25 protein-coding genes are annotated in these 22,365 nt (G+C 69.5%); 4 read left to right on the top strand and 21 right to left on the bottom strand.

Annotation, left to right across the window (positions count from 1 at the left end):
* Positions 1-12: 12 nt before the first annotated feature.
* The 7 genes from rpsI to M3M54_RS07145 all read right to left on the bottom strand — a co-directional run bounded on the left by rpsI (position 13) and on the right by M3M54_RS07145 (position 6,701).
* A complete protein-coding gene (gene rpsI / locus M3M54_RS16905; protein ID WP_371878626.1) occupies positions 13-735 on the bottom strand; it encodes a 30S ribosomal protein S9 in 723 nt (240 codons plus the stop codon).
* On the bottom strand, positions 732-1,166 hold the full coding sequence (gene rplM, locus M3M54_RS07120) for a 50S ribosomal protein L13 (RefSeq protein ID WP_249021482.1): 435 nt from the start codon (positions 1,164-1,166) through the stop codon (positions 732-734). The genes rpsI and rplM overlap by 4 nt, the downstream gene beginning before the upstream one ends.
* 87 nt (positions 1,167-1,253) lie before the next feature.
* Positions 1,254-2,786, bottom strand: coding sequence for a glutamine-hydrolyzing GMP synthase (gene guaA, locus M3M54_RS07125; RefSeq protein ID WP_371878653.1), 1,533 nt, complete (start codon positions 2,784-2,786; stop codon positions 1,254-1,256).
* A 64-nt stretch (positions 2,787-2,850) separates the two neighbouring features.
* Positions 2,851-4,050, bottom strand: a complete 1,200-nt coding sequence (locus tag M3M54_RS07130; protein ID WP_249021484.1) for a GuaB3 family IMP dehydrogenase-related protein — start codon at positions 4,048-4,050, stop codon at positions 2,851-2,853.
* A 197-nt stretch (positions 4,051-4,247) separates the two neighbouring features.
* The gene (locus M3M54_RS07135; protein ID WP_249021485.1) at positions 4,248-5,207 is read right to left on the bottom strand and encodes a 1-phosphofructokinase family hexose kinase; all 960 of its coding nucleotides are present in this window, start codon (positions 5,205-5,207) and stop codon (positions 4,248-4,250) included.
* A gap of 107 nt (positions 5,208-5,314) precedes the next feature.
* Complete coding sequence (gene pyrF / locus M3M54_RS07140) at positions 5,315-6,370, bottom strand: orotidine-5'-phosphate decarboxylase (RefSeq protein ID WP_249021486.1); 1,056 nt, start codon at positions 6,368-6,370, stop codon at positions 5,315-5,317.
* A 58-nt stretch (positions 6,371-6,428) separates the two neighbouring features.
* Positions 6,429-6,701, bottom strand: coding sequence for an HU family DNA-binding protein (locus M3M54_RS07145; protein WP_249021487.1), 273 nt, complete (start codon positions 6,699-6,701; stop codon positions 6,429-6,431).
* Between the two features lie 137 nt (positions 6,702-6,838).
* On the opposite strand from M3M54_RS07145, the gene M3M54_RS07150 reads away from it, so the two are divergent.
* Positions 6,839-6,979 carry a hypothetical protein gene (locus tag M3M54_RS07150; protein WP_249021488.1) on the top strand — a complete coding sequence of 47 codons (141 nt, stop codon included), beginning with the start codon at positions 6,839-6,841 and terminating at the stop codon, positions 6,977-6,979.
* A 42-nt stretch (positions 6,980-7,021) separates the two neighbouring features.
* On the opposite strand, the gene M3M54_RS07155 is transcribed toward M3M54_RS07150, so the two are convergent.
* From M3M54_RS07155 to M3M54_RS07170, 4 genes are read right to left on the bottom strand one after another with little or no spacing between them, the layout of a single operon-like run.
* A complete protein-coding gene (locus tag M3M54_RS07155) occupies positions 7,022-7,912 on the bottom strand; it encodes a cation diffusion facilitator family transporter (protein ID WP_249021489.1) in 891 nt (296 codons plus the stop codon).
* Between the two features lie 13 nt (positions 7,913-7,925).
* Entirely contained in the window at positions 7,926-8,516 is a 591-nt protein-coding gene (rdgB, locus tag M3M54_RS07160; protein ID WP_249021490.1) for an RdgB/HAM1 family non-canonical purine NTP pyrophosphatase, read from the bottom strand.
* 20 nt (positions 8,517-8,536) lie between these two features.
* Complete coding sequence (gene rph / locus M3M54_RS07165; RefSeq protein ID WP_249021491.1) at positions 8,537-9,262, bottom strand: ribonuclease PH; 726 nt, start codon at positions 9,260-9,262, stop codon at positions 8,537-8,539.
* Between the two features lie 10 nt (positions 9,263-9,272).
* Complete coding sequence (locus tag M3M54_RS07170) at positions 9,273-10,322, bottom strand: histone deacetylase (RefSeq protein ID WP_249021492.1); 1,050 nt, start codon at positions 10,320-10,322, stop codon at positions 9,273-9,275.
* A 131-nt stretch (positions 10,323-10,453) separates the two neighbouring features.
* Here M3M54_RS07170 and M3M54_RS07175 point away from each other — a divergent pair, with 131 nt between their 5' ends.
* Both M3M54_RS07175 and M3M54_RS07180 read left to right on the top strand, forming a co-directional pair.
* Positions 10,454-10,894, top strand: coding sequence for a hypothetical protein (locus M3M54_RS07175; protein ID WP_249021493.1), 441 nt, complete (start codon positions 10,454-10,456; stop codon positions 10,892-10,894).
* Positions 10,895-11,064: 170 nt separating this feature from the next.
* The gene (locus tag M3M54_RS07180) at positions 11,065-11,697 is read left to right on the top strand and encodes a DUF1802 family protein (RefSeq protein ID WP_249021494.1); all 633 of its coding nucleotides are present in this window, start codon (positions 11,065-11,067) and stop codon (positions 11,695-11,697) included.
* 123 nt (positions 11,698-11,820) lie between these two features.
* On the opposite strand, the gene M3M54_RS07185 is transcribed toward M3M54_RS07180, so the two are convergent.
* The 4 genes from M3M54_RS07185 to moeB all read right to left on the bottom strand — a co-directional run bounded on the left by M3M54_RS07185 (position 11,821) and on the right by moeB (position 14,774).
* Positions 11,821-12,213: a Mov34/MPN/PAD-1 family protein gene (locus tag M3M54_RS07185; RefSeq protein ID WP_249021495.1), complete on the bottom strand. Its 393-nt coding sequence runs from the start codon at positions 12,211-12,213 to the stop codon at positions 11,821-11,823.
* Positions 12,214-12,238: 25 nt separating this feature from the next.
* Entirely contained in the window at positions 12,239-13,207 is a 969-nt protein-coding gene (locus tag M3M54_RS07190; RefSeq protein ID WP_249021496.1) for a PLP-dependent cysteine synthase family protein, read from the bottom strand.
* Between the two features lie 46 nt (positions 13,208-13,253).
* Positions 13,254-13,529: a ubiquitin-like small modifier protein 1 gene (locus tag M3M54_RS07195; protein ID WP_249021497.1), complete on the bottom strand. Its 276-nt coding sequence runs from the start codon at positions 13,527-13,529 to the stop codon at positions 13,254-13,256.
* A 63-nt stretch (positions 13,530-13,592) separates the two neighbouring features.
* On the bottom strand, positions 13,593-14,774 hold the full coding sequence (gene moeB / locus M3M54_RS07200) for a molybdopterin-synthase adenylyltransferase MoeB (RefSeq protein WP_249021498.1): 1,182 nt from the start codon (positions 14,772-14,774) through the stop codon (positions 13,593-13,595).
* Between the two features lie 236 nt (positions 14,775-15,010).
* Here moeB and M3M54_RS07205 point away from each other — a divergent pair, with 236 nt between their 5' ends.
* Positions 15,011-15,688: a redoxin domain-containing protein gene (locus tag M3M54_RS07205; RefSeq protein WP_249021499.1), complete on the top strand. Its 678-nt coding sequence runs from the start codon at positions 15,011-15,013 to the stop codon at positions 15,686-15,688.
* A gap of 30 nt (positions 15,689-15,718) precedes the next feature.
* Here M3M54_RS07205 and M3M54_RS07210 read toward each other — a convergent pair whose 3' ends face one another.
* The 6 genes from M3M54_RS07210 to M3M54_RS07235 form a co-directional block, all read right to left on the bottom strand.
* A complete protein-coding gene (locus M3M54_RS07210) occupies positions 15,719-16,354 on the bottom strand; it encodes a ferritin-like domain-containing protein (RefSeq protein ID WP_249021500.1) in 636 nt (211 codons plus the stop codon).
* Between the two features lie 64 nt (positions 16,355-16,418).
* A complete protein-coding gene (locus tag M3M54_RS07215; protein ID WP_249021501.1) occupies positions 16,419-18,500 on the bottom strand; it encodes a hypothetical protein in 2,082 nt (693 codons plus the stop codon).
* The gene (locus M3M54_RS07220; RefSeq protein WP_249021502.1) at positions 18,497-19,711 is read right to left on the bottom strand and encodes a hypothetical protein; all 1,215 of its coding nucleotides are present in this window, start codon (positions 19,709-19,711) and stop codon (positions 18,497-18,499) included. The genes M3M54_RS07215 and M3M54_RS07220 overlap by 4 nt, the downstream gene beginning before the upstream one ends.
* Positions 19,708-20,289 (bottom strand): RNA polymerase sigma factor, encoded by a 582-nt coding sequence (locus tag M3M54_RS07225; protein ID WP_249021503.1) that lies wholly within the window; start codon positions 20,287-20,289, stop codon positions 19,708-19,710. Before M3M54_RS07225 ends, M3M54_RS07220 begins: the two co-directional genes overlap by 4 nt.
* Before the next feature lie 61 nt (positions 20,290-20,350).
* Complete coding sequence (locus M3M54_RS07230) at positions 20,351-21,340, bottom strand: metallophosphoesterase (protein ID WP_249021504.1); 990 nt, start codon at positions 21,338-21,340, stop codon at positions 20,351-20,353.
* Positions 21,341-21,343: 3 nt separating this feature from the next.
* A complete protein-coding gene (locus M3M54_RS07235) occupies positions 21,344-22,291 on the bottom strand; it encodes a 4-hydroxy-3-methylbut-2-enyl diphosphate reductase (protein ID WP_249021505.1) in 948 nt (315 codons plus the stop codon).
* Positions 22,292-22,365 lie beyond the last annotated feature (74 nt).

Raw genomic sequence — 22,365 nt, forward strand, 5'->3', positions numbered from 1 at the left:
TCCAGGCGCGGCTCAGCGCTTGGAGAACTGAGGCCGCTTGCGCGCCTTCTTGAGGCCTGCCTTCTTACGCTCCTTGACACGCGGGTCACGCGTCAAAAAGCCGCGGCGCTTGAGCTCACCGCGCAGGTTCGGGTCGGCCTCGAGCAGCGCACGGGCGATGCCGTGGCGCAGGGCGCCGGCCTGCGCGGCGACGCCACCACCGTGCATGCGCGCCACCACGTCCATCCGCTGCTCGTATCCGACCGCCTCCAGCGGCTGGCGGATCACGCGCTGCAGCGTCTCGCGGGGGAAGAACTCCTCAAGCGTCTTGCCGTTGATCAAGTATGTGCCGGTGCCCGGCTTCAGGATCACGCGGGCGACGCCGGTCTTGCGCTTACCGGTGGCGGTGTAGCGGGCCCCGGCGGCCAGGTCGATCGCGACGACGGCGATCGGCTGCGTCTCCTCAACAACGTCCTGCGCCAAGGCGGCGGCACGAGCAGCGGCTTCCTCGGCCTCAGCCTCGGCGGCGGCGCGCGCCTCGGCGTCGAGCAGCGCGTCACCGTCGAGCACGATGTCGGGCACGAGGTCAGCGCCGGGGATCGCCGGCCGCTCGCGGGGAGCCTCCTCGATGTACTCGACGTCAGCTTCGACGATCTCGGTCGGGTCGAGCGCCTGCGGGTCAGCGACGGCTTCGGCCGGCACGTCCGCCGGCGTCTCAGGCATGGGCTCGGTCTCAGGACTCTGTTCGTCGGTCACGACTTGATCTCCATCGGTTGCGGCTGCTGGGCGGCATGCGGATGATCCGGACCCGCATAGACCTTGAGCTTGGTGAGCTGCTTGCGCGCCAGGCGGTTGCGAGGCAGCATCCCCTTCACGGCGATGCGGATCACCTCTTCCGGGCGACGCTCGAGCATCTCGGTGAGGGTGCGGGACTTCAGGCCTCCGGGATAGCCGGAGTGCCGGTAATAGCGCTTGTCAGCCAGTTTGTTGCCGGTGACGGAGATCTTCTCGGCGTTGACGACCACAACGAAGTCACCGGTGTCGATGTGCGGGGTGTAGGTCGGCTTACGCTTGCCGCGCAGGGCATCGGCGATCTGTGTCGCAAGGCGCCCGAGCGTGAGCCCGGTCGCGTCGACGATCAGCCAGTTGCGCTCGCGGTCGGATGGTTTGGCTACGTATGTCTTCATGGCAGGGTTATTGGCCGCGCACACGCGCGGGATCGCTGATGGTAGACGATCGGCGCGACAAGCGGCCGGCGCGCCCGAGCGCCATGGCTATTCCCACTCGATCGTGCCCGGTGGCTTGGACGTGATGTCGAGCACGACGCGCCCAACCGGCCGGATTTCGTTGATCATCCGGCTGGCGATCCGCTCGAGCAGGTCATAGGGCAGCCGCGCCCAGTCGGCGGTCATCGCGTCATCGGAGGTCACGGCCCTGATCGCGATCACATTGCCATAGGTGCGCTCGTCGCCCTGAACGCCTACGGCGCGCACATCGGGCAGCACGCAGAAGGACTGCCACAGCTCGCGGTACATGCCCGCACGGCGAATCTCGTCCTGGAGGATCGCGTCGGCCTCGCGCAACACCTCGAGCTTGTCCGCCGTCACCTCGCCGCCAACCACGCGGATCGCCAGGCCCGGGCCGGGGAAGGGCTGGCGCCAGACCAGCCGCTCGGGCAGGCCCAGCTCGGCACCAACCGCCCTCACCTCGTCCTTGAAGAGCGTGCGCAGCGGCTCGACGAGCTCAAAGCCGATGTCGTCAGGCAGGCCGCCGACGTTGTGATGGGACTTGATCGTCGCGGCGCCGGCACCTCCCCCGGACTCGATCACGTCGGAGTAGAGCGTTCCCTGCACCAGGTAGCCGACACCCTCGAGCTTTGCGGCCTCCTCCTCGAAGATCCGGATGAACTGCTCGCCGATGATCTTGCGTTTGCGCTCCGGGTCGACGACCCCCGCCAGACGCTCCAGGAAGCGCTCACGCGCATCCACGGCGATCAGCGGCACCTGGAAGTGGTCGCGGAAGGTGGCGACCACCTGCGCGCCCTCGTCCTTGCGCATCAGCCCGTGGTCGACGAACACGCAGACCAGCCGGTCACCGATCGCCTGGTGCACGAGCAGCGCCGCGACGCTCGAGTCGACCCCGCCCGAGAGGGCGCACAGCGCCCGGCCGTCGCCAACCTGTGCGCGGATGCGGGCGATCTGTTCGTCGATCACCGAGCGCGCGCTCCAGCTGCCCCGGGCGCCACAGATGCCGACCAGGAAGTTGCGCAGGATCTGCTGGCCGTAGGGGGTGTGGACGACCTCCGGATGAAACTGGATCCCGTAGATGTCGCGCTCGCGGGATTCGATCGCGGCAACGGGAGAGGCTGTTGAGGACGCCAGCGCCACGAACCCGGGGGGAGCCTCAAAGACCGTGTCGCGGTGCGACATCCAGCAGGCCTGCTCGTCGGGCGTGTCGGCGAGCAACCGTCCATGCTCGTGGACGGTCAGCTGCGATCGGCCGTACTCCCCCACCTCGGCGGCCTCGACGAGGCCCCCGAGCTCGCGTGCGATCAGCTGCATGCCGTAGCAGATCCCGAGCACCGGTATGCCGAGCTCCAGCAGGCGCGGGTCGAGCTTGGGCGCGCCGTCCGCATAAACCGAAGCCGGGCCGCCGGAGAGAATCAGGCCGACGGGCGCGCGCCGCACGATCTCCTGCGGACCGACGTCATGCGGCAGCAGGGTCGAGAACACACCGCACTCGCGCACGCGGCGGGCGATCAGCTGCGAGTACTGGCCGCCGTAGTCGAGCACCACGACCTCCTCCACGGCCTGGTCACCGCCCGTGGCCAGCGGGCCGCGGGCGGTGTGAGCGGCGCCGGAGCGCTCGAGTTCAGTCGGCGACACCGGCGGTGGCCTTGCCGGAGGCCCCCATGCCCACCGCCTGCTCGCGCTGCAGGTGCTTGCCTTCGGTCTGCAGCGCGGGCGCGACCATCAGCTCAGCCCGGTTGAACTCCGAGATGTCCTGGTAGCCGCAGGTCGCCATCGAGGTGCGCAGCGCCCCCATCAGGTTGAACGTGCCGTCGTTCTCGCGCGCGGGGCCCTTGACGATCTCCTCGAGTGTGCCGTTCTGCTTGGTCGCCACCCGCGTGCCGCGCGGCAGCGTCGGGTGGAAGGTCGCCATCCCCCAGTTGTAGCCGTGCCCCGGGGCCTCCTGCGCACGCGCCAGCGCGGAGCCGAGCATCACCGCGTCCGCACCGCAGGCGATGGCCTTGGCGATGTCACCGCCGTTGCGCATGCCCCCGTCGGCGATCACGCGCACGTAGTCGCCGGTCTCGAGCATGTGCTGGGAACGTGCGGCGGCCACGTCGGCGATCGCGGTGGCCTGCGGCACGCCGATGCCGAGCACGCCTCGTGTGGTGCAGATCGCCCCCGGCCCGACGCCGACGAGCACGCCGGCGGCGCCAGTGCGCATCAGGTGAAGGCCCGTGTGGTAGGACGCGCAGCCGCCGACGATCACCGGGATCGGCGAGAGCTCGCGGATGAACTCCTTGAGGTTCAGCGGCGGCCTGCTGGTGTCCTTGGAGACGTGCTCGGCGGAGACCACCGTGCCCTGAATCACGAGGATGTCGAGGCCCGCCTCGAGCGCCACCTCGTAGTAGCTGCGAACCTTCTGCGGGGTCAGCGACGCTGCCGCGACGACGCCATGGCTCTTGATCTCACGGATCCGCTGCGCGATCAGCTCCGGTTTGACCGGCTCGCGGTAGATGTCCTGCAGCTCGCGGGTGGCGATGTCCTTGGAGAAGGTGGCGATCCGCGCCAGCTGCTCATCGGGGTTCTCGTAGCGGCACTGGATGCCCTCCAGGTTGAGCACCGCCAGCCCGCCGAGCTTGCCGAGGACGCCGGCGGTCTCCGGTGAGACGACACCGTCGAGCGCGGCTGCGAGCAGTGGCAGCTCAAAACGGTACGGGCCCAGCGTCCAGCTGATGTCCACATCGTCGGGGTCGCGGGTGCGACGCGATGGGACGATCGCAACATCGTCGAACCCGTAGGCGCGACGAGCCTTCTTTCCACGTCCGATCTCTACTTCCATCAGCGCATCGTAGAGGGTCGATCAGATGTCAAGGTGAAACCCACTTTCGGCGAGAGTGCACGTCCGCGACGGCGGCAACCGTCGGCCGTGGCTGCCACGTTTGCAGCCTCCCGATCCACCTTAGCACCGGCCAGGCGCCGGCCGGCGACGGCATTGAGCACGGCCGCAGCGGGCGGCCCGCGCTCCTTATCCCGAGCTCAGATGACCTCGGCGGGCAGACTCATCGGCGTCGCGACCACGCCGTCCAGCAGCCGCTCCACCGTCCGCGGGTCAAGGATCCCGGCGCCCACATGCTGCGTTGACTCCGCGCCACAGGCGACGCCGAAGCGCAGGCACTCGACGGGCGAGCGGCCCTGATAGCGGGCCGCGATGTAGCCCGCCAGAAACGCATCGCCGGACCCGATCGGCGACTGCGCCTCGAGCGGTTCGATCGCAACACGGTAGAGCGTCTGCTCGCCGTTTTCGCGTACGTACGCGTAGCAGCCGTCCGGCACGGTCATGATCGCCTCGGCCGGCCCTTGGCGGGTGATCTCGACGACCGCCTGCGCCCGGTCTTCGGGCCCCTCAAACTCGCGACCGGCGAGGTCCTCAGCCTCGAGCTCGTTGGGTGAGACCACGTCCGGCTCGGCGCGGACAGCCAGCTTCAGCGGCTCGCCGTCGGTGTCAACCACCGTCAGCACGCCGAGCTTGCGAACCGCCCGGAGCAGTCGCGCGTAGGTGTCGGGCTCGAGCCCGCGCGGCAGGCTGCCGGCAAACAGACAGATGCTCGCGCCCTTGGCCAGATAGATCAGCTTCTCCTCGAGCATCTCGAGCTCGTGCTCGGTCACGGCAGGCCCCCGCTCATTGATCTCGGTGTGCATGCCGGTGGTCGGATCGAGCACGGCCATGTTGGTCCGCGACTCCTCGCGGATGCGCACGAACGCGGTCAGCACCGACTCGTCGCTTAAGCCCTCCACGATGCGCGTGCCGGTGGCGCCACCGATGATCCCCGTTGCGATCACCGGCTGACCGAGGAGCTTGAGCACGCGTGCGACGTTGACGCCCTTGCCGCCGGGGATCGTGCGCTGGTCGAGGCTGCGATGGCGGCGCCCGGGCGTGAAGCTCGGCACCTCGAGCGTGCGGTCGAGCGCTGGATTGAGGGTTACGGTGATGATCATCGTCGCTCGCGGCCTGCAGCCGCGTCTGTGGTCGTTGGTCTCATCGCGGCACCTGCATCAACCCCTCGGGCGGGCTACCCGTGGCCGACAGCAGCGTAAACGGTAGCTCAAGCGGGCGGCGTGAAGGAGCGGTGAACCGAGGCCGGCGGCCCAACCGCGCGTTGGGCGCCCGCCGCCAGCGTCCACGCTTGCTCGCGCAGGCGCGCAGCCTCGCTGCGGGCGGCCGCAGCCGGGTCACCGCCGCTGCGCCTGTGCGCCTGCGCGAGCGCGCGTGAGACGGCGATCAGCCCGCCTGCCGGGCCGAGCGCAAAGGCGGCGGCGAGGTCCTCGACACGGCCGCCCTGAGCGCCGACCCCGGGCAGCAGCAGCACGGCGTGCGGCATCAGCTCGCGCAACCGGTCCAGGTGCTGCGGTGCGGTCGCTCCCACCACGGCACCCACGTCAGACAGCCCGTGAGCGCCCAGGGCGCTGGCGCCAAGCCTGGCGACTGACCGAGCCGCAAGGTCACTCACAGTGCCGGCTGAGCCTGCGAGCCGATGATCCTGCAGTTCGGCCGCACCAGGGTTCGAGTTGCGCACCAGCACAAACAGCCCGGCGCCGACGGCCCGCGCGAGGGCCACAAACGGCTCGAGCGAGTCCATCCCCAGCCAGGGACTGACCGTCATCGCGTCGGCGCCGAGGCCTGGGATCGTTCCGAACGGACTGGGCGTGGACCCCAGGAACGCCTGCGCGTAGGCATGCGCTGAGACATCCACGTCGCCACGTTTGGCGTCTGCGATCACCAACAGACCCGCATCCTTGGCGTGGCTGACCACGCCGCCGAGGGCCGACCAGCCAGGGGCTCCGAGGCGCTCGAAACAGGCCAGCTGCGGCTTCACCGCGACGCAGTGCTCGGCCACAGCGTCGATCAGCAACCGGCAATGGGCGGACACCGCCGCCGCCGCTCGGACGGCGGGTGGGGCGGACTGATCGTCCACCCCACCCACAAGTTCGAGCGCATGTGGCCACAGCAGCGCGGGATCAGGATCGAGGCCGAGCACAAGCTGCGACTGACGCCGCACGACATGCTCGGCCAACCGGTCCCCGAAACCCTGTGCGGACCTGGCGGCGCCGGCGAACACGCCGACAGCAGCCTCGCCGGGCCCGTCGGCATCCACCGTCATCTACCGCGCCCCGTCCGGGCGATCACATGCAAGGAGCAGCCCAGTGCAGGGCTGCCAGTCAGTTGACCGCCTTCTTGAGAGCCGCTCCGGCGCTGAACTTCGGCACCTTGGTTGCGGCAATGCTGATCTTCTCCCCGGTGGCAGGGTTGCGTCCTTCACGCGCCGCGCGCTCCGACACGCTGAACTTGCCAAACCCGGAGAAGACCACGTCGCTGCCCCGCTTGAGGGCATCTTCGATCGTCGCCAGTACCGCATCGACCGCCTCCGAGGCGTCCTTCTTGCTCAGACCGGCACGGTCAGCGACCTGGTCGATGAACTCGGCTTTTGTCACTTCTTTCCTCCTTCGAGGTGGTAGGAAGCGCCGAAGCTAACACGATTTGCGGACGGTTCGTGGGAAACGGACGCTTTGTCGGGTCTGGCAGCGCCGCCGGACGGGCCGCCAACCGCTGCGGATAGCATGCTCGGGGCGTGCGACTGAAGCGCCTTGCATGGCTACTTACGACCCTCGCCTGCCTGTTGGCGGCCCTGGTGGTGTTCCTGCGCGGGGACGACGGCTACGCGGCTGTGGCCGTCGCGGTGGCGCTCTCGGCGGCGATCAATCTGCTCTGAGCACCCTGGGGCCGGGTGACGGCTCTGGGGTCGGGTCGCTTGTCAGGAACTGTGCAGGGACCGCTGACCAGGCCGCAGGCGGTCCTCGGGCTCCAGGTGCACCAGCACATCCGCGCCACCCAGCGTCACGGCGATCCTGTCCTGCAGCTCGTGCGCGACGCGGTGTGCCTGCTCCAGTGAGGTGCCGCGACGGAACTGCAGGTGCACGTCCACGTAGCGCTTTGAGCCGCTGCTGCGCGTACGCAGCTCGTGAAAGCCGATCACGCAGTCGGCACTGAGCGACTCGATCGCCCGTGTGATCGCGGCCGTCTCGGCCGCCGGCAGCGACTGATCGACCAGCACCTCTCCGGAGCGCACCAGCAGACGCACCCCGGTGGCGAGGATCGACGCTGCCACCAGCAGCGCCGCCGCCGGGTCGAGCCACTGTGCGCCGGTGACCTTCACCAGCAGCAGCGCGACCAACACGACCAGGGAGCTCGCGGCATCGGTGCGCAGGTGGGCGGCGTCGCCCTGCAGCGCCGGCGAGCCGGTGCGCCGACCGCCGCGCGCAACGACCGTTGACACGATCAGGTTGGCAACGGCCGAGAACGCGATCACTGCGATACCGACACCCAGCAGCCTCGTGTGACCTCCGTTGATCAGCCTGCGCACCGCCTCAAACGCGATCACAACCGAGCCAACAAGGATCAGGATCGCCTCAAACGCAGCGGCCAGGTTCTCGACCTTCTCGTGCCCGTAGCTGTGGCGCTCGTCGGCCGGCTCGTCCGCCACGCGCACAGATGCAAGGGCCACCAGCGATGCGATCAGATCGATGCTGGAGTGGACCGCCTCGGTGAGAATCGCCACCGAAGCGGTGAGCGTGCCCGCGACCACCTTGAGCAGGATCAACACCGTGTTTGAGGCGACCGACAGGCTGGCCGTCCGCTGCTTCATCCCGTGCCTGGCCTTACCGACTCGGTCCGTCTGCGCGCGCGAGATACCAGCGGGCGAACTGGGTCACCGCGGCCGCGCGGTGACTGATCGCATCCTTCTGCGAGCCGGTGAGCTCGGCCATCGTGCGCCCCCGGTCGGCATCGGGCACAAAGACCGGGTCGTAGCCAAACCCACCCTCCCCCCGCGCGGCGGCTGCCATCTGGCCTGAGCACTCGCCGATGAACATCCGTTCCACCGTGTCGTCGACGAACGCCAGCGCGCACACGTAGCGCAGACGACCGCCGGGCGGGACTTCGGCGATCAGCTTGGCGAGGTTCTGCGCGTCGGTCGCGTGCTCGCCGGCGTAGCGAGCGGAGCGCACACCGGGCCGGCCACCAAGCGCCGTGGCCTCGATGCCCGAGTCGTCGGCGATCACCGGGCAGCGGAGCTGGCCCGCCGCCGCGCGTGCCTTGATGAGCGCGTTGGCGGCGTAGCTGTCGCCGTCCTCCGGCGGCAGCGAAAGCTCCGGTGGGATCGCCCTGACGGTGATCCCGAACGGTGCCAGCAGACGCCCAAACTCATCGAGCTTGTGGCGGTTGCCCGTCGCCAGCGTCAGCTCAGACATCGCCGCCGGCCCCTGCGCCGCTAGCCGGCCTGCACCGCGGCGCTCTGCGCCGCACGGAGCGACGCCACGCCGGTCTCGGCCAGCGCCAACAGTCGGTCGAGGTGGGCACGTGACAGCGGCGTGCGCTCCGCGGTCGCCTGCACCTCGACCAGCCCGCCGTCGCCGGTCATCACGACGTTGGCATCCACCTCGGCGCGGGAGTCCTCGGCGTAGTCGAGGTCGAGCAGCGGTTGACCGTCCAGCACGCCGGCGGAGATCGCCGCGACGCTGCCGTTCAGCGGGCTGCTTGCGATCTTACCCTCACGCAGCAGCGCCAAGACGGCCAGCTCCAGGGCCACCATCCCGCCGGTGATCGACGCGCAGCGCGTTCCACCGTCGGCCTGCAGCACGTCGCAATCGACATAGATCGTGCGCTCGCCGAGCGCCGCGAAGTCGACCACGCCCCGCAACGAGCGGCCGATCAGCCGCTGAATCTCGACGGAGCGCCCGTCTGCCCTGCCACTGGCGATGTCGCGCGGCTTGCGCTCGCCGGTCGAGGCCGGCAGCATCGCGTATTCGGCTGTCACCCAGCCACGGCCCTTGCCGGCCAGCCAACGGGGCACACTCTCCTGCACAGAAGCCGTGCAGATCACCCTGGTCTCACCGATCGAGATCAGCGCCGAGCCGGTGGCGGTGCGCACGAACCCCGGTTCGATGCTCACCGGTCGCAGGGCGTCGGCGTCACGCCCATAGCTTCGCTCGCTCATCGCTGGGAGATTACGGCTCGCGCACGCCACCGGCCACCGCGGGCCACAGCTCCGCCAAGCGCTCCTGCGCCTCGAGCGCCAGCGGATCGACGGCGAGGGCTGCCACCAGGGCATCCGGCGCAGCGGGCTGGGCAGCGAGGGTCTCCATCGTGAGCACCACGCTGCGGGCGAGCGCGTCCACCGCGTAGCCGCCTTCGAGCACGCAGCCCACCGGCACCGCAAGCTCGTGCCCGAGATCCCGCACGAGCGCCGCCATCGCGCCAAAGCCGGTATCGGAGACCCTGCAGTCGGCGAGTGGGTCTTCGGCGTGGGCGTCGTAGCCGGCGCTGACGAGCACCAGCTCCGGTCGGTAGGCGCGCGCGATGGGCACGGCGACGTCGCGCACCAGCGAGACGAACGTATCGTCGCCTGCCCCCGCCGGCACGGGCAGGTTGACGTTGTAGCCATAGCCACGTCCCGAACCCAGCTCGTAGGTGGCGCCGCTGCCCGGGTAAAGCGGCATCTGGTGAATCGAGATCAACAGGACCGCGTCTGTGTCCCAGAAGATCTCGCTGGTCCCGTTGCCGTGATGCACGTCCCAATCCAGCACCAGCACACGTCTGAGGCCGAGCTTTTCAAGCGCGTAGCGCGCCGCCACGGCGACGTTGTTGAACAGGCAGAAGCCCATCGCGCGGTTGGCGGTCGCGTGGTGGCCCGGTGGTCTGTGGGCGCTGAAGCCGACCTGGCCGGGGCCTCCGGCGACCAGGCGACGCACGAGCTCGATGGCACCGCCGCTGGCGTGCAGCGCCGCCTGAAACGACCCGGCGCTGAGCACCGTGTCGGGGTCAAGCTGGCCTCCGCCCGCGGACGCCGCGGCGGCGATCCGGTCGATGTGCGCAGGGGTGTGAACCAGCTCAAGCTCGGCGCGGCTGGCGGCGGGCGAGGTCACGGTCTGATAGCCGCACCAGTGGCGTTCTCCGAGCAGGGACTCGATCGCCTCGATGCGCGCAGCATGCTCCGGATGGGCGCCCGTTTCGTGCTCACGGGAGGCGCCATGCGAGAGGAATACAGGCTCGCGCACCATCACGCCTTACGGTAACAGTGCTGACGTCCGCCAGCGCTCGTGCCGCCAGCGGGACGACAGCTTGTGGACACCGGCGGTAATCTTTCGAGCGGACCGGACTGGAGGGGCCAAAAAGGAGTAGCCGTCGCATGTATACCTTCAGTCGAGCGATCTATCGCGAGCTCTGCGCCGAGATCGTGGAGGACTCTGTCGAGCAGCCGCACGCGAACCACGAGCGTGTGCTGCGTGCCTGCGAAGCAGCCGTGGAGCGACTGGCGACCGACCGGCACTACTTCGCCCGGCCGGCGCGCTCGCTGTTCGCCGACATTCGCATCTATTTCCCGCTCACCGCTCAGGGACGCGTGTGGCGGGTCGTCGAGCGCTACATGACCTTCGCCGACGAGTTCCTGCGCAACCAGGAGCCGAGCGGCTTCGACATCAACGGCAATCCGGTCCAATGCCGCGCCAGCACCCGCAAGGGCACCCAGTGCCAACGCACGCCGCTGCCGCACAACGGCTACTGCCCGTCGCACCAGCACCTGGCTGAGACCGAGGAGCTGCACGAGTACGAGCAGCTCGAGGCGGCCTGAGTCGCGCCGGGCCACGGACCATCCGCCGCGACCGGGAACCCGCGGGCGTTTGGCCCATTTCCAGCCGGATTTTGCGATTCTGTGAATCAGGCATAGAATCGGTGGGCGCCCGGCGTGTAGCTCTTCGGCGGGCCTATATCACAACCCTGACGACCTGACGAACATCAAAAATGCCGATTGCTTTCAAAGAATGGGCGGTCACCGTCCGCGCGCTCGCTGAGGGAGAGCAACTGCTGACGCTCCGCAAGGGCGGTGTCCGTGAACCGGACAAGCACTTCCAGTTGGAGCATGACCGCTTCTTTCTGTACCCCACGTTTGACCATCAGCGGACCGACCTGGTACGCGAATCGCACCGCCCGGAACTGGCACGGGCTCTTGAGGAGGGGGTCTGGAGCGACGGCGAGCCGTCCGCGGCAGCGATGCTGCGTGGCGTTCACATCAGCCAGCCCGACCGTGTGCGCATCCGCGCCTGGGCCGAGGTGGCCGCTCACTACACGATCACCGACCGCCGCGCGGTCGACGCCCTCACGCCGTTTCACGTGTGGACGTCGGACTACGCGGAGCAGCGCTTCGACTGGAAGCGCCGCCACCCGCTGCACGTGGTGGTGCTTCGTACCCACCGGATCCCGCGGCCGGTGACGGTCAAGGTCCGCGACGAGTACGGTGGCTGCCGCTCCTGGCTGGAGATCACGCGCGACCTTCCCTTCGAGGGAACGCCCGTGCTCTCTGACGAGGAGTTTGAGCGCGCGTCGGAGGAGATCGCCGCGATCGCCGCGGGCGATCGTCAGCCGGTTCTCGTATAAGCGCTGGGTACCAGCGCGAGTGGCGCTGGGGGTGGCCCGCTGGGGCCACCCCCAGACGGCTCAGCTGCCGGTTGTATGGACGTCTGTCACCCTGTACGAGGCGCAAACGTCCATCAAACGCGATCAGATGATCCGCAGCTCGGCCTCCTGCACGGCGCCGTCACGGATCGTGTAGGCGCGCAGCTCGGGCTCGGGTGTGGCGGTCCCGACGATCACGTAGAGCGACTCGGGGTAGAAGGCCAGGTTGATGTCGGTCTGCGACGGGTAGGGGGCGCTGCGCGTGTGCGAGTGATAGATGATGCCCGGCTCAAGGCCGGCAGCGTCGATGCGCATCATCTCGCGGTAGAGCTCGCCGCTGTCCATCTCGTAGCGCAGAGGGCTGTGCGCCGTGTTCTCCATGCGGATCACCTCCACGGCCTCGCCGTCACGGCAGGCGACCAGGCCACAGCACTCGTCGGGCGCATCAGCGAGCGCGTGGGCGATGATCTCGTCGTGCAGTGCGCGCGGGATCCTCATCGCCGCCCGCCAAGCCCGCCGCGGGCTACCACCAGACCGTCGAGTCGAGGTTCTCGAGCTCGTCGAGCGGCCGCGTGTAGATGCCCGAGGAGAAGTACTTGCTGCCGTCGTCGCAGGCGATGAAGACGACGTTGCCCTCATCGAGCTCACTGGCGATACGGACCGCCACGCGCGCGATCGCGCCGGTCGATACACCGACGAACAGCTGCTCCTCGTCCAGCAGCTTGCGCGTCCAGGTGATCGCGTCGCGGTTGGTGACAAAGATCTTGCGGTCGAGCAGCGACAGGTCGATGATCGGCGGGATGAAGCCGTCGTCGAGTGAGCGCAGACCCTGCACCGGCTCACCCTGCATCGGCTCGGCGGCGACGATCTTGACCTTGTCGCCGAACTCCTCCTTGAGCCTGCGGCCGTTGCCCATCAGCGTGCCACCGGTTCCCAGTCCCGCCACGAAGGCACTTACCTCATCCAACTCCTCGAGGATCTCGAGCGCGGTCCCGTTGTAGTGGGCGTTCGGGTTGGCCTCGTTGCCGTACTGGTAGGGCATGTAGTAGTCGGGATTCTTGGCGGCCAGCTCGAGCGCCATCTCAACCGCGCCGTTGGACCCCTTGGCACCCTCCGAGTAGACGATCTCGGCACCGTACATGCGCAGCAGGTCGGTGCGTTCCGGAGTCACGTTGTCGGGCATCACGACCTTGAGCGGGTATCCCTTGCGCGCGCAGATCATGGCCAGTGAGATGCCGGTGTTGCCCGAGGTTGGCTCGAGCACGGTCTGCCCGGGCCGGATCAGGCCCTTCTCCTCGGCGTCGAGGATCAGCGCGCGGCCGACCCGGTCCTTCACCGAGCCGGTCGGGTTACGCGACTCGAGCTTGACCCAGAGCCTCACTCCAGGCTTGGGGCTGAGCCTCTTGAGCTCGACCAGCGGCGTGTGGCCGATCGCGTCGATGATGTCGCCGTAGCGGCCGCCACAGGGCTTGTTGACCAGGTTTGATGGCATCGCTTTACTTAGTGTAGTACCGCCTGGCGGACGCCGGCCCGTGAAACTAGCAGCCGCCGGCCATCGCCGGCAGGATCACCAGCGTGTCACCGTCACCGACCGTGGTATCGAGCCCGTCGAGCACGCGCACGTCCTCGTCATTGAGATACACGTTGACGTAGCGGTTCAGCTCTCCGTCGGAGTTGAAGAGCTGCGTTTGGGTGTCGGGGTGTTCCTCCACCACCGAGCGCAGGATCTCGCCCACGTTCGCGCCGGTGGCGCTGATCTCGCGTTGGCCGCCGACGGCGGCCCGCAGCACGGGTGGGATGCGGATTGTGGCCATATCTATTCTCTTGGTCGCTTTTATCTGGGATCTTCAGCTTAGGCGAGGACGCCTGTGCTCGCGCTAATGAACGCCGGCGCAGAACGCCTCGTAGTCGGGGAAGACGCCCATCTCCTCGTCGCTGATCTCATCCGGGTCACGAGAGCAGATTGGGCAGTCCGGGTCGCGGCGGATCTTGACCTCGTCCATCGTCGCACCCAGCGCGTCGTACATGAGCAGGCGCCCGATCGCGGGGTTGCCGACGTCGAGGATCAGCTTGATCACCTCGGTGGCCTGCAGCAGACCCATCGTGCCCGGCAGCACGCCCAGCACGCCGTTGGCGCCACAGGACGGCGCCAGCTCGGCCGGCGGCGGTACCGGGAACAGGCAGCGGTAGCAGGGGCCCTCGTAGGGCTTGAAGACCGACAGCTGGCCGTCAAAGCCGAGGATCGCCGCCGACACCACCGGGATCCGCAGCCGCACCGAGGCATCGTTGAGCAGGTAGCGCGTGGGAAAGTTGTCCAGGCCGTCGACGACCACGTCATAGCCGTCGAGGACCCCCATGATGTTCTCGGGCCCGAGGCGCAGCCTGTGCTTTATGACCTTCACATCGGGGTTCAGCGCGTTGATCGTCTGCTCGGCCGAGTCGACCTTGGCGACGCCCACGCGCTCGCTGTTGTGGATCACCTGGCGCTGGAGGTTCGAGAGGTCCACGACATCGTCGTCGACGATCCCCAGCGTGCCGACGCCGGCCGCGGCCAGGTACAGCGCCGCCGGCGAACCGAGACCACCGGCGCCGAGCAACAGCACCTTGGCATCGAGCAGCTTCTGCTGGCCCTCGGCTCCGACCTCGTTGAGCAGCAGGTGGCGCGAGTAGCGCTCGCGCTGCTCGGCGCTCATCACGCGCGGCACCTCAACCTCGTGGCCGCGGTCCTTCCAGAGCGTGAACCCGCCGACCATCGAGTGGACGCGCTCGTAGCCGAGGTCCTCGATCAGCGTTCGCGCAGCCCACGCGGAGCGCACCCCGGAGGCGCAGTAGAGGATGACCGGCACAGACTTGTCCGGAACAACGGACTCGATGCGGGTCTCGAGATGGCTCTTTGGCACGTGGTGTGCTCCGGGGATGTGACCGGCCGCTCGTTCGTCGTCCTGGCGCACGTCGATCACAACCGCGCCCTGACGCCGCAACTCATGCACTTCTGAAGGATCAACCTCCGCGATCCGGCTCTTGATCTGGCGTAAAACCTCGGCTCCAGACGGACTCATCGAAAACTCCTCAAAAACAGTCGGGATTTCTGCTTTAGAAAGTGTAGTAGCCCGAGGGCGGCTTCCGCAAGGCGCTCTCGGCCGGCGGCCAACCGGCGCCTCGAGAGAGAGTTTGACGCGATCCGGCGGCGATGTCACGGACCGCTTAACCTGAGCACATCCGCGCTCCCGCAGACCAGATCCTCGCGCCGGCCTTCCCGCCGCGCCTCCCGTGGTTCAACACCAAGCCGCTGCCGATGCACCAGCAGCGCGGCCGACCCGTGCTGATCGAGTTCTGGGACTTCTGCCGCCCCAACTCGATCCGCACGCTCCCCTACATGGAGGCCTGGCATGAGCGCTACAGCGAGCTTGGCCTGCGCGTGATCGGCGTGCACTCAGCCGGTTTTGAGGTGAGCGAAAGCCCCGAGGCTGTGGCCGAGGCGGTCACGCGGCTGGGCATCAAGCACCCGGTCGTGGTCGATGTCGGCGACCAGATCTGGCAGGCCTACGACAACCGCGGCTGGCCCACCCGCTACCTCTTCAACGGCGAGAACCGCCTGTTCGAATACCACTTCGGCGAGGGCGGCTACGAGGAGACCGAGCGCGCGATCCAGGAGCTGCTTCAGATCAGCCGCGAGCCGCTCGCCCCGATCCGGCCCGAGGACGCCACCGGCGCGATCCTCGAGCCGCAGACCGAGGACGTCGAAGGCTTCTACAGCGGGCCCTACGAGGCCGGTGGCGTCTGGGGCGTGTTCAGCGGCCGGGGCACCGCGAGCGTCAACGGGCGGTCGCTTGAGTTGACGGCGCCGGGGGCCTACGAGCTGATCTCCCACGCGCGCCACACGCGCGGCGTGCTGGAGCTCTCCGTCAGCACCGGGCTCGAGGTCCACGCTGTGTGCTTCACGCCCGGGCTGGCCGGCCCGGGCGTGAGCTGAAGCGCACAGCGGTAGCCCGCGGGCGGCGGGCTACGAGAGGAAGCCGAGCTTCGTCAGCGTGGCAGCCGCCTGGCCAGCCGTGATCGCCTTGGGCCCGAAGGGCGGCAGCACCGCGGTGGCGCGGGGCAGGATCGCGTCAAAGAACGAGTAGTGAGTCGCCTCGTTGGCGGCCACACCGGCCGCGGTCACCTTCAACTCGGCCGAGTTGAACTCCTTGACGGCGCCCATGTAGGTGGCGACGAACGCCTCCTCCAGCGTCTTGCCGGTGGTGGCCAGCGCATCCTTGCTCGCGACGTACTTGCCGGGCACGGTGAGCTTGAAGCCGGTCGGCGTGTACTTCTTGCCGAGCGCCGCCTTCCACGCGTCGCGGTGCGCGACCTCGTCGCGGTAGGCCGCCTCAAAGTAGCCGCGGTTGCCGGGATCGAGCCTGAGCTTGGCGAAGTAGGTGCTGAGGATCGCCCCATACACCGTCACCGCGAGCGTCTCGGCGATGTAGCCGGTCTGCAGCACGGTGATGTCACTCTTGGTGGTCTTGGCAAAGGCCACGCCGTCCATCGAGGCGAGCACACCGCCGCCTGCGACCAGCATCACACTGCCCTTGGCAGCGTTGCGGATGAAGCTCGCGCGGCTCATGCCGCCCTTCTGCACCTCTTCCACTTCGGTCATAGCGTCCTCCATTGGTCAGAACTTCGGGGTCACTGCTTCAGTACGCAGCGAACCCGAGGCTGGATCAACGGCAGCGGATTTCGCCAAGCGACAGGCTGTGGAGCGCCAGCGGCTGCGCATGGCCGGCGGGCGCGCTGCCGTAGTCAAGCCACCACAGCCGCGAGCCGATCGGGACGAGCGCCGAGGCCTGACTTGAGAGCGACAGGTCCGCCAACGGACCGCTCGCCGCACACCAGCTGTGCGCGCCCGGCTCGAGCAGCGCCACACCCCGCCCATCGCCGCTCAGGAGCAGCGCGCCGCTGGGCAGCACGGTGATCCCCGCCGGCGCGAAGATGTTGAGGTCGCTGACCCCTTCCGGCAAGCTCACCGTCGGTGGCGTCGGCAGCGCGAGACTCTGCCAGCGCAGGCCGCCGTCACGGGTGGCCTGCACCGGGTGGGCGGAGAGCGCGTCGATCAGGAGCGCTCTGCCGCGGCCGAGCATGACAAGCGTGCCCTCACCGCAGGCGAGCTGCCCGGGTGTGAGCGTCGGCGCCAGGCGCCAGCGGCGCCCGCCGTCGGTTGAGCGCAGCACGTCCTGGGTGGAGATGCCCATCGCACAGTTGCCCGGAAGGAACGGCCCGAAGCTCAAACACGGCCCGCGCGCAGGGCAGCTCAGGTGAGCGGCGCGCCAGCGCAGCGCGGCGCCCGTGGTCGCCTCGACGAGCGCCACCGCCGCGTCCGGCGGCCCGCCTGGGGCGCCGGAGGCGGCAAACACCGCCTGTGCCCCGCGCCCGACGGTGCGAAAGCCGCCGAAGGTGGCAGCCGCGGCGCCGGCGGGAACCGGCAGCGCCTGCCAGCTGCGCCCACCGTCGCGCGTCTCCACGGCGTAATCGGCGAAGATCCCGGTGCCCGCGCCGGTCTGCCCCTGGAAGGCGGCAAGCAGCGTGCTGCGGCCGAGCGGGAGCACGTCGGCGCAGCTTGAGTGGAAGGGCGCGCCGGGCCGGTACATGCCCTCGCGGGCGAGCACCGGGATGCTCGCGTGCGTGGGCACCATGACATGACGGCCGCCGACCCAGAGCATGATCGAGCGGCCGTCGCAGGCGGCCACGAGCTGCGGGTCGCTGGGATCGGCGGCGATCGGCGTGTGCCTGTCGCGCACCAGCGCCCCGGCCGGCAGCCGTCTGATGCCGGTCAGCTGCGCGCCGCCCACAACCCGCAGCGCCGCGTGCCCGAAGCTCGCCTGCACCTGGGTGCTCTGGCGGGTGAGCGACACCTCCGGCCCGGAGTGGCGCCCGGCGGTGATGCTGACCGTGCCGCCGAACCGGTCGGCGCCGTCATCCCGCTGGACCAGGGGCGCGTAGCCGCTCAGGCGCACGAGCGCGCCCGAGGCGACCGACTGCGGGGAGACCGTGAGCGTCGCGCAGGCGCTTGCGCGCTCACACCAGCGCGGCGGCTGGGCGTCGCGCAGCGTAAAGCGCGCCGTGCCCTCGGCGGTGGCGGCCAGCAGGCAGGAGCTCGCGTCGGTGACGCAGGTGACCGAGACCGGATAGCTCCCGTCGCGCAGCCTCACAACGCCGCCGCCACCACCCTCAAGCCAGGGGGCGGCCGGGATCCTCACCCGGGTGACGAAGGTGCGTGGCGAGATCCAGCGGACGCGCCTTGAGCCGCCCAGGTCAAGGCCGGTGAGGCAGCCGTCCCAGCAGACCTGGAGCGTGCTTGCGTGCTTGGCCACGGACCGGCGCAGCGTGCCCGTGACCTGCACGCGCGTGCCGGGCGGGCCACTCGCCGGCGACAGCGTTACGCTCACCGGCGGCTGGGGCAGGCGCGCGAGCCGCAGCTCGGTGACGAGCTGCGCTGGGACCCCGCGGCGCCCCTCGTAGTGCTCTACGGCGCGCAGCTTCGCACGCATGACCGAGTAAAGGCTGGCGAACTCGAGCGTGTCGTCGAGCGCGACCGTGTAGCGGCCCGAGGCGAACTGGCCGACCAGCAGGCAGCCGCTGATCCGGCCCGACGGCGACTGCGTGATCGCGCTCTGGGTGCGACACGGCCGCTGCGCCGGCGGGCTCGCGGTGTGTGTCGGCTGGCGCCGTGACGCGCCGCAGCCAGCCAGTGCCAGCGCGACCGTCACGGCGGACACAAGGCGGTAGCGCGCGGGGCTGATGCTCACGGCCCGATCGGCACGTAGTGGTAGCTTGCGCCCGCGTCGGTCGTGTAGTAGAGACGCCACACCTGTCTGCCGCCACCGCCAAAGACCCCGAGCGCGACCCCGTGCGTGGCGTCGGTGAAGCCGAGGTAGGCCCAGGCCGCCGCCGGCGCCTGCACCGGGCTCCAGCTCGCGCCGGCATCGTCGGTCACATACAGCGGGCCCTGTCCGGAGGCGACCGCAACGGTTGCCGAGGCGGCTGCGAAGGCGTCGATCGGCCCGTTGGGGACCTGCGCGGCTGTGGCAAAGCGCTCGCCGCCGTCGCTCGAGCGCAGGATGATGTCGGGCGCCATGCCGGTTGAGCAGAGCGCCCAGATCGTGGCGGGCGCGGAGACGGCGTCGTAGGCGCAGTTACCCATTCCCCGGGGAACCCCCGCCACCCGCCGGAACGGTGCGAGCGGCGCCGGCGAGACGAACAGCCGGTCACCGATGGCGACGAGCACCATCGCGCCCTGCACCCACAGCGCGCTGGGCGACGCCTGGCCCTGCGCGTAGGCGCGCCCAAAGCCGCCCACGAGCTGCCAGCGGTCGCTGCCCACGGCGGCGCGCATCAGCCGCTGCGGTCCGCCGTTTGAGGTGACCGCGTAGACGTAGCCGTCGGCGGCGGCCAGCTCGTTGGCGCCAAAGCCCCGCTCGGCGACCCAGGTCCGCCCGCCGTTGGTGGTCGTGTAGAGCCGCGGGCCGAAGGCGTAGCCGTCGCGGGCGTTGGCAAAGCGCAGCGCGCTCACACCGCGCGTCGGTGGCGCCGGGATGCGGCTGAAGCGGGGACCGCCGTCGGTCGTATGCACAATCGCCGTGCAGCTGCGCCGGCCGCACGGCGCGCTTCCGAGCAGCCACCAGTCGGTCTCGCTGACCGCGGTGAAGGACCGCGGCTGGAAGCCGACCGGCACAGCACCGGCGGTCGTGTAGGCGCCGGCGCGCGCGGCGCCGCTCGCGACGCTCGCCGCGCTCGGGCGCGCCGCGAGCGGGTTGCGCACCGGCAGCGCCAGAGTGGCCGCAAACGCACTGGCGGCAAGCAGCGTGACGACGCCGGCCGCGAGGCCGGCGGTCGGCACGCGCAGCGCCAGGCGCGCCAGCGCCCGCGCCAGCATTGCCGCCGGACGCCGCCGGACACCAGCGCGCCTGGCGGCGGCCACCAACTGCTCTTCGAGCTGCTCAAGGAAGTCGCCGCTCATGCTCTTGAGACCTCCGTCAGCTGGTCGCGCAGCCGCCGCAGGCCGCGGCTTACGCGCTTTCGCACCACGAGCGCCGAGCAGCCCATACGCCCCGCGATCTGGTCGTAGCCGAGCTCGTCAACTACCCGCCAACGGACCGCCTCGCGCTCGAGCGCGGGCAGGCCGTCGAGCATCTCCTCCAGGCGTCCGACACCGGCATCGGCGAGCTGGTCGACGCGTTCCAGGTCGAGATCGTCCAGGGCGAGCGGCTCGAGGCCGAGGCGACGGCGGGCCCGCTCCTGGACCCGGCCTCGCCGCCAGCTCATCAGCAGCTTGTGGCGGGCGATGCCGATCACCCACGCGAGCGCCGAGTCCCGCTGCGGTTGGTAGCGCCCGGCGCTCAGCAGCACCGCCGCAAACACCTCGGCGGCGAGGTCGGCTGCGAGCTCTCGGTCGCCGGTCTCGCGCCGCAGATAGGCGAGCACCTCGGCCAGGTGGCGCCGGTAGAAGGCGGCAAAGGCCTCCCCGTCACCAGCGGCAGCAGCCGCCAACAGCTCGGCATCGGCCCACAGCGCACGATCGTTGCGATGGACAGCCATCAATCCCTCTATTGCACAAGGCTAGGCGCGTGTGACGCCAGATACCGGCCTGCTTCGGACCTCAGGGGTCGAGCAGGTTGCGCAGGCGCGGCGGGCCAGCGTCGTCGAGCTCGACGACAAAGCCGGGGCGGTACGGGCTCGCGGGCGCGAGCGCGAAGCGCTCGTTGACCCAGCAACCGGTGTTGATCAGCGCTGTGCCCGAAGCCGTGACCCATTCAGCCGGGGAGTCGGCGGGCAGCGGCCCGGCCCGGTGCGAGTGGCCGAAGAGCGCGTAGCGAGGCGTAAGTCCGAGCGTCGCGAGCACCCGAGCGTAGGCGACAAGCGGCGCACGTGTCAGCTGCGCGTCGGAGAGATCGCCGCTGAGCGGTCCGAGGCCCAGGCAGCGAAGCGCGCCAACCGCCACGCGCACGCCGGTCTCGAGCGCGAAGGTCTCGAGGCGGTTGCCCTCGCGGATCCGCTTGAACAACCGCATGCTGCCGCCACCATCCTCTGCATCGACCTCGCCGTCACCGTTCTGGGAGATCGCATACATCCAGGCGTAGATCGGTGACAGCACGCGCTCGTAGTCGGCGGCGCCCCGCATCTTCGCCTCTGGCAGCTTGAGCATGCGCGCCATCGCTCCTGCGGCCACGCGCTCCAAACCCGGCGTGGTGGTGTGGCGGTCCAGATAGTGCCCGTGGTGGGCGTAAACATCCTCACGCAGCCAGACGCCGGGGTATTCGAAGCGCACGCGGGCACCGCCCGCCGCAAGCACAGCTTCAAGCTCGGTCAGCGCGCCGGGCTGCAGGCGCAGCTGGTGGTCGTGGTTGCCGAACAGGTAGACCACCTCGCGGCCGGTGCCCAGGCCGGCGGCGAGTTGCGAGAGCACAGGCGAGGCGGCGGCGAGCGCGTCCGCCAGCGGGCGCTCGCGCAGCTCGACGACGTCGCCCAGCAGCACGAGACGGTCAGCCGCCGCCACAACCGGCGCCAACACGGAGAGCGCGTGCTGGTCAAGGCGGCTGCGGCCGTGGCCGGCACCGATGTGCAGGTCCGATACGACCAGCGTCCGCAAGCGCTACGCGAGTGCTTCGCGGATGGGCTTGGGGAGCATGAAGCGGGTGTCCTCGCGCACCACGTCGAGCTCGGAGACGTCCGTCGTGCCGCGGGCACGAAAGAACTCCACCAGGCCCTGGACCAGCTCCTCGGGGGCGCTCGCACCCGAGGAGATACCCACCGTGACGACGTCCTCGAGCCACTCCTCCTGCACCTGGGACGCGTTGTCGATCAGGTGGGCGTCCGCCCCGAACTCGCGTGCGACCTCGACCAGGCGGTTGGAGTTGGAGGAGTTGGCGCTGCCGATCACCAGCACCAGATCACAGCAGCCAGCGAGCTCCTTGACCGCGGCCTGGCGGTTGGTGGTCGCATAACAGATGTCGTCGGTCCTCGGCCCCACGATCTCCGGGAAGCGTTCGCGCAGCCGCTCGATGATCGCGCGGGTCTCGTCGACGCTGAGCGTCGTCTGCGAGATGTAGGCGACATGCGACGGGTCAGCGAGGACCAGCGCATCCACGTCCTCCTCGCTCTGCACCAGCACGATCCGGTCGGGAGCTTCGCCCATCGTGCCCTCGACCTCCTCGTGACCAGCGTGACCGATCATCACGATCGTGTAGCCCTGCTCTGCGAAGCGCAGCGCCTCCCGGTGCACCTTGGTCACCAGCGGGCAGGTCGCGTCGATCACGTTCAGCCTGCGGCTTGAAGCGTTATCGCGCACCGCCGGCGCCACGCCGTGGGCCGAGAAGACGGTTGTCGCGCCGACCGGCACCTCCAGCTCCGAGTCGACGAAGATCGCGCCCCGCTCGCGCAGCTGTTCGACGACGTACTTGTTGTGCACGATCTCCTTGCGCACGTAGACGGGAGCTCCGTGCAGATCCAGCGCCTGCTCGACCGTCTGGACAGCTCGGTCGACGCCGGCGCAGTACCCGCGCGGGGATGCAAGCAGCAGCTTCTCTGGCGTATGTGCCATCCGGATGAGCGAGTTTAGAGCGCGGCGCGCCGCCTACCCTTAGCGCAGCCTCAATCTGGCCCGTGCACTTGGGA

The organism is Conexibacter sp. S30A1, from assembly GCF_023330665.1.
Taxonomy (GTDB): Bacteria; Actinomycetota; Thermoleophilia; order Solirubrobacterales; family Solirubrobacteraceae; genus Palsa-465.

Excerpts from the sequence above, each read along its gene's own strand:
- rplM (WP_249021482.1), bottom strand. The coding sequence starts at position 1,166 with ATGAAGACATACGTAGCCAAACCATCCGACCGCGAGCGCAACTGGCTG.
- M3M54_RS07130 (WP_249021484.1), bottom strand. The coding sequence starts at position 4,050 with ATGGAAGTAGAGATCGGACGTGGAAAGAAGGCTCGTCGCGCCTACGGG.
- M3M54_RS07135 (WP_249021485.1), bottom strand. The coding sequence starts at position 5,207 with ATGATCATCACCGTAACCCTCAATCCAGCGCTCGACCGCACGCTCGAG.
- pyrF (WP_249021486.1), bottom strand. The coding sequence starts at position 6,370 with ATGACGGTGGATGCCGACGGGCCCGGCGAGGCTGCTGTCGGCGTGTTC.
- M3M54_RS07155 (WP_249021489.1), bottom strand. The coding sequence starts at position 7,912 with ATGAAGCAGCGGACGGCCAGCCTGTCGGTCGCCTCAAACACGGTGTTG.
- rdgB (WP_249021490.1), bottom strand. The coding sequence starts at position 8,516 with ATGTCTGAGCTGACGCTGGCGACGGGCAACCGCCACAAGCTCGATGAG.
- rph (WP_249021491.1), bottom strand. The coding sequence starts at position 9,262 with ATGAGCGAGCGAAGCTATGGGCGTGACGCCGACGCCCTGCGACCGGTG.
- M3M54_RS07175 (WP_249021493.1), top strand. The coding sequence starts at position 10,454 with ATGTATACCTTCAGTCGAGCGATCTATCGCGAGCTCTGCGCCGAGATC.
- M3M54_RS07180 (WP_249021494.1), top strand. The coding sequence starts at position 11,065 with ATGCCGATTGCTTTCAAAGAATGGGCGGTCACCGTCCGCGCGCTCGCT.
- M3M54_RS07185 (WP_249021495.1), bottom strand. The coding sequence starts at position 12,213 with ATGAGGATCCCGCGCGCACTGCACGACGAGATCATCGCCCACGCGCTC.
- M3M54_RS07190 (WP_249021496.1), bottom strand. The coding sequence starts at position 13,207 with ATGCCATCAAACCTGGTCAACAAGCCCTGTGGCGGCCGCTACGGCGAC.
- M3M54_RS07195 (WP_249021497.1), bottom strand. The coding sequence starts at position 13,529 with ATGGCCACAATCCGCATCCCACCCGTGCTGCGGGCCGCCGTCGGCGGC.
- moeB (WP_249021498.1), bottom strand. The coding sequence starts at position 14,774 with ATGAGTCCGTCTGGAGCCGAGGTTTTACGCCAGATCAAGAGCCGGATC.
- M3M54_RS07205 (WP_249021499.1), top strand. The coding sequence starts at position 15,011 with ATGCACCAGCAGCGCGGCCGACCCGTGCTGATCGAGTTCTGGGACTTC.
- M3M54_RS07210 (WP_249021500.1), bottom strand. The coding sequence starts at position 16,354 with ATGACCGAAGTGGAAGAGGTGCAGAAGGGCGGCATGAGCCGCGCGAGC.
- M3M54_RS07220 (WP_249021502.1), bottom strand. The coding sequence starts at position 19,711 with ATGAGCGGCGACTTCCTTGAGCAGCTCGAAGAGCAGTTGGTGGCCGCC.
- M3M54_RS07225 (WP_249021503.1), bottom strand. The coding sequence starts at position 20,289 with ATGGCTGTCCATCGCAACGATCGTGCGCTGTGGGCCGATGCCGAGCTG.
- M3M54_RS07235 (WP_249021505.1), bottom strand. The coding sequence starts at position 22,291 with ATGGCACATACGCCAGAGAAGCTGCTGCTTGCATCCCCGCGCGGGTAC.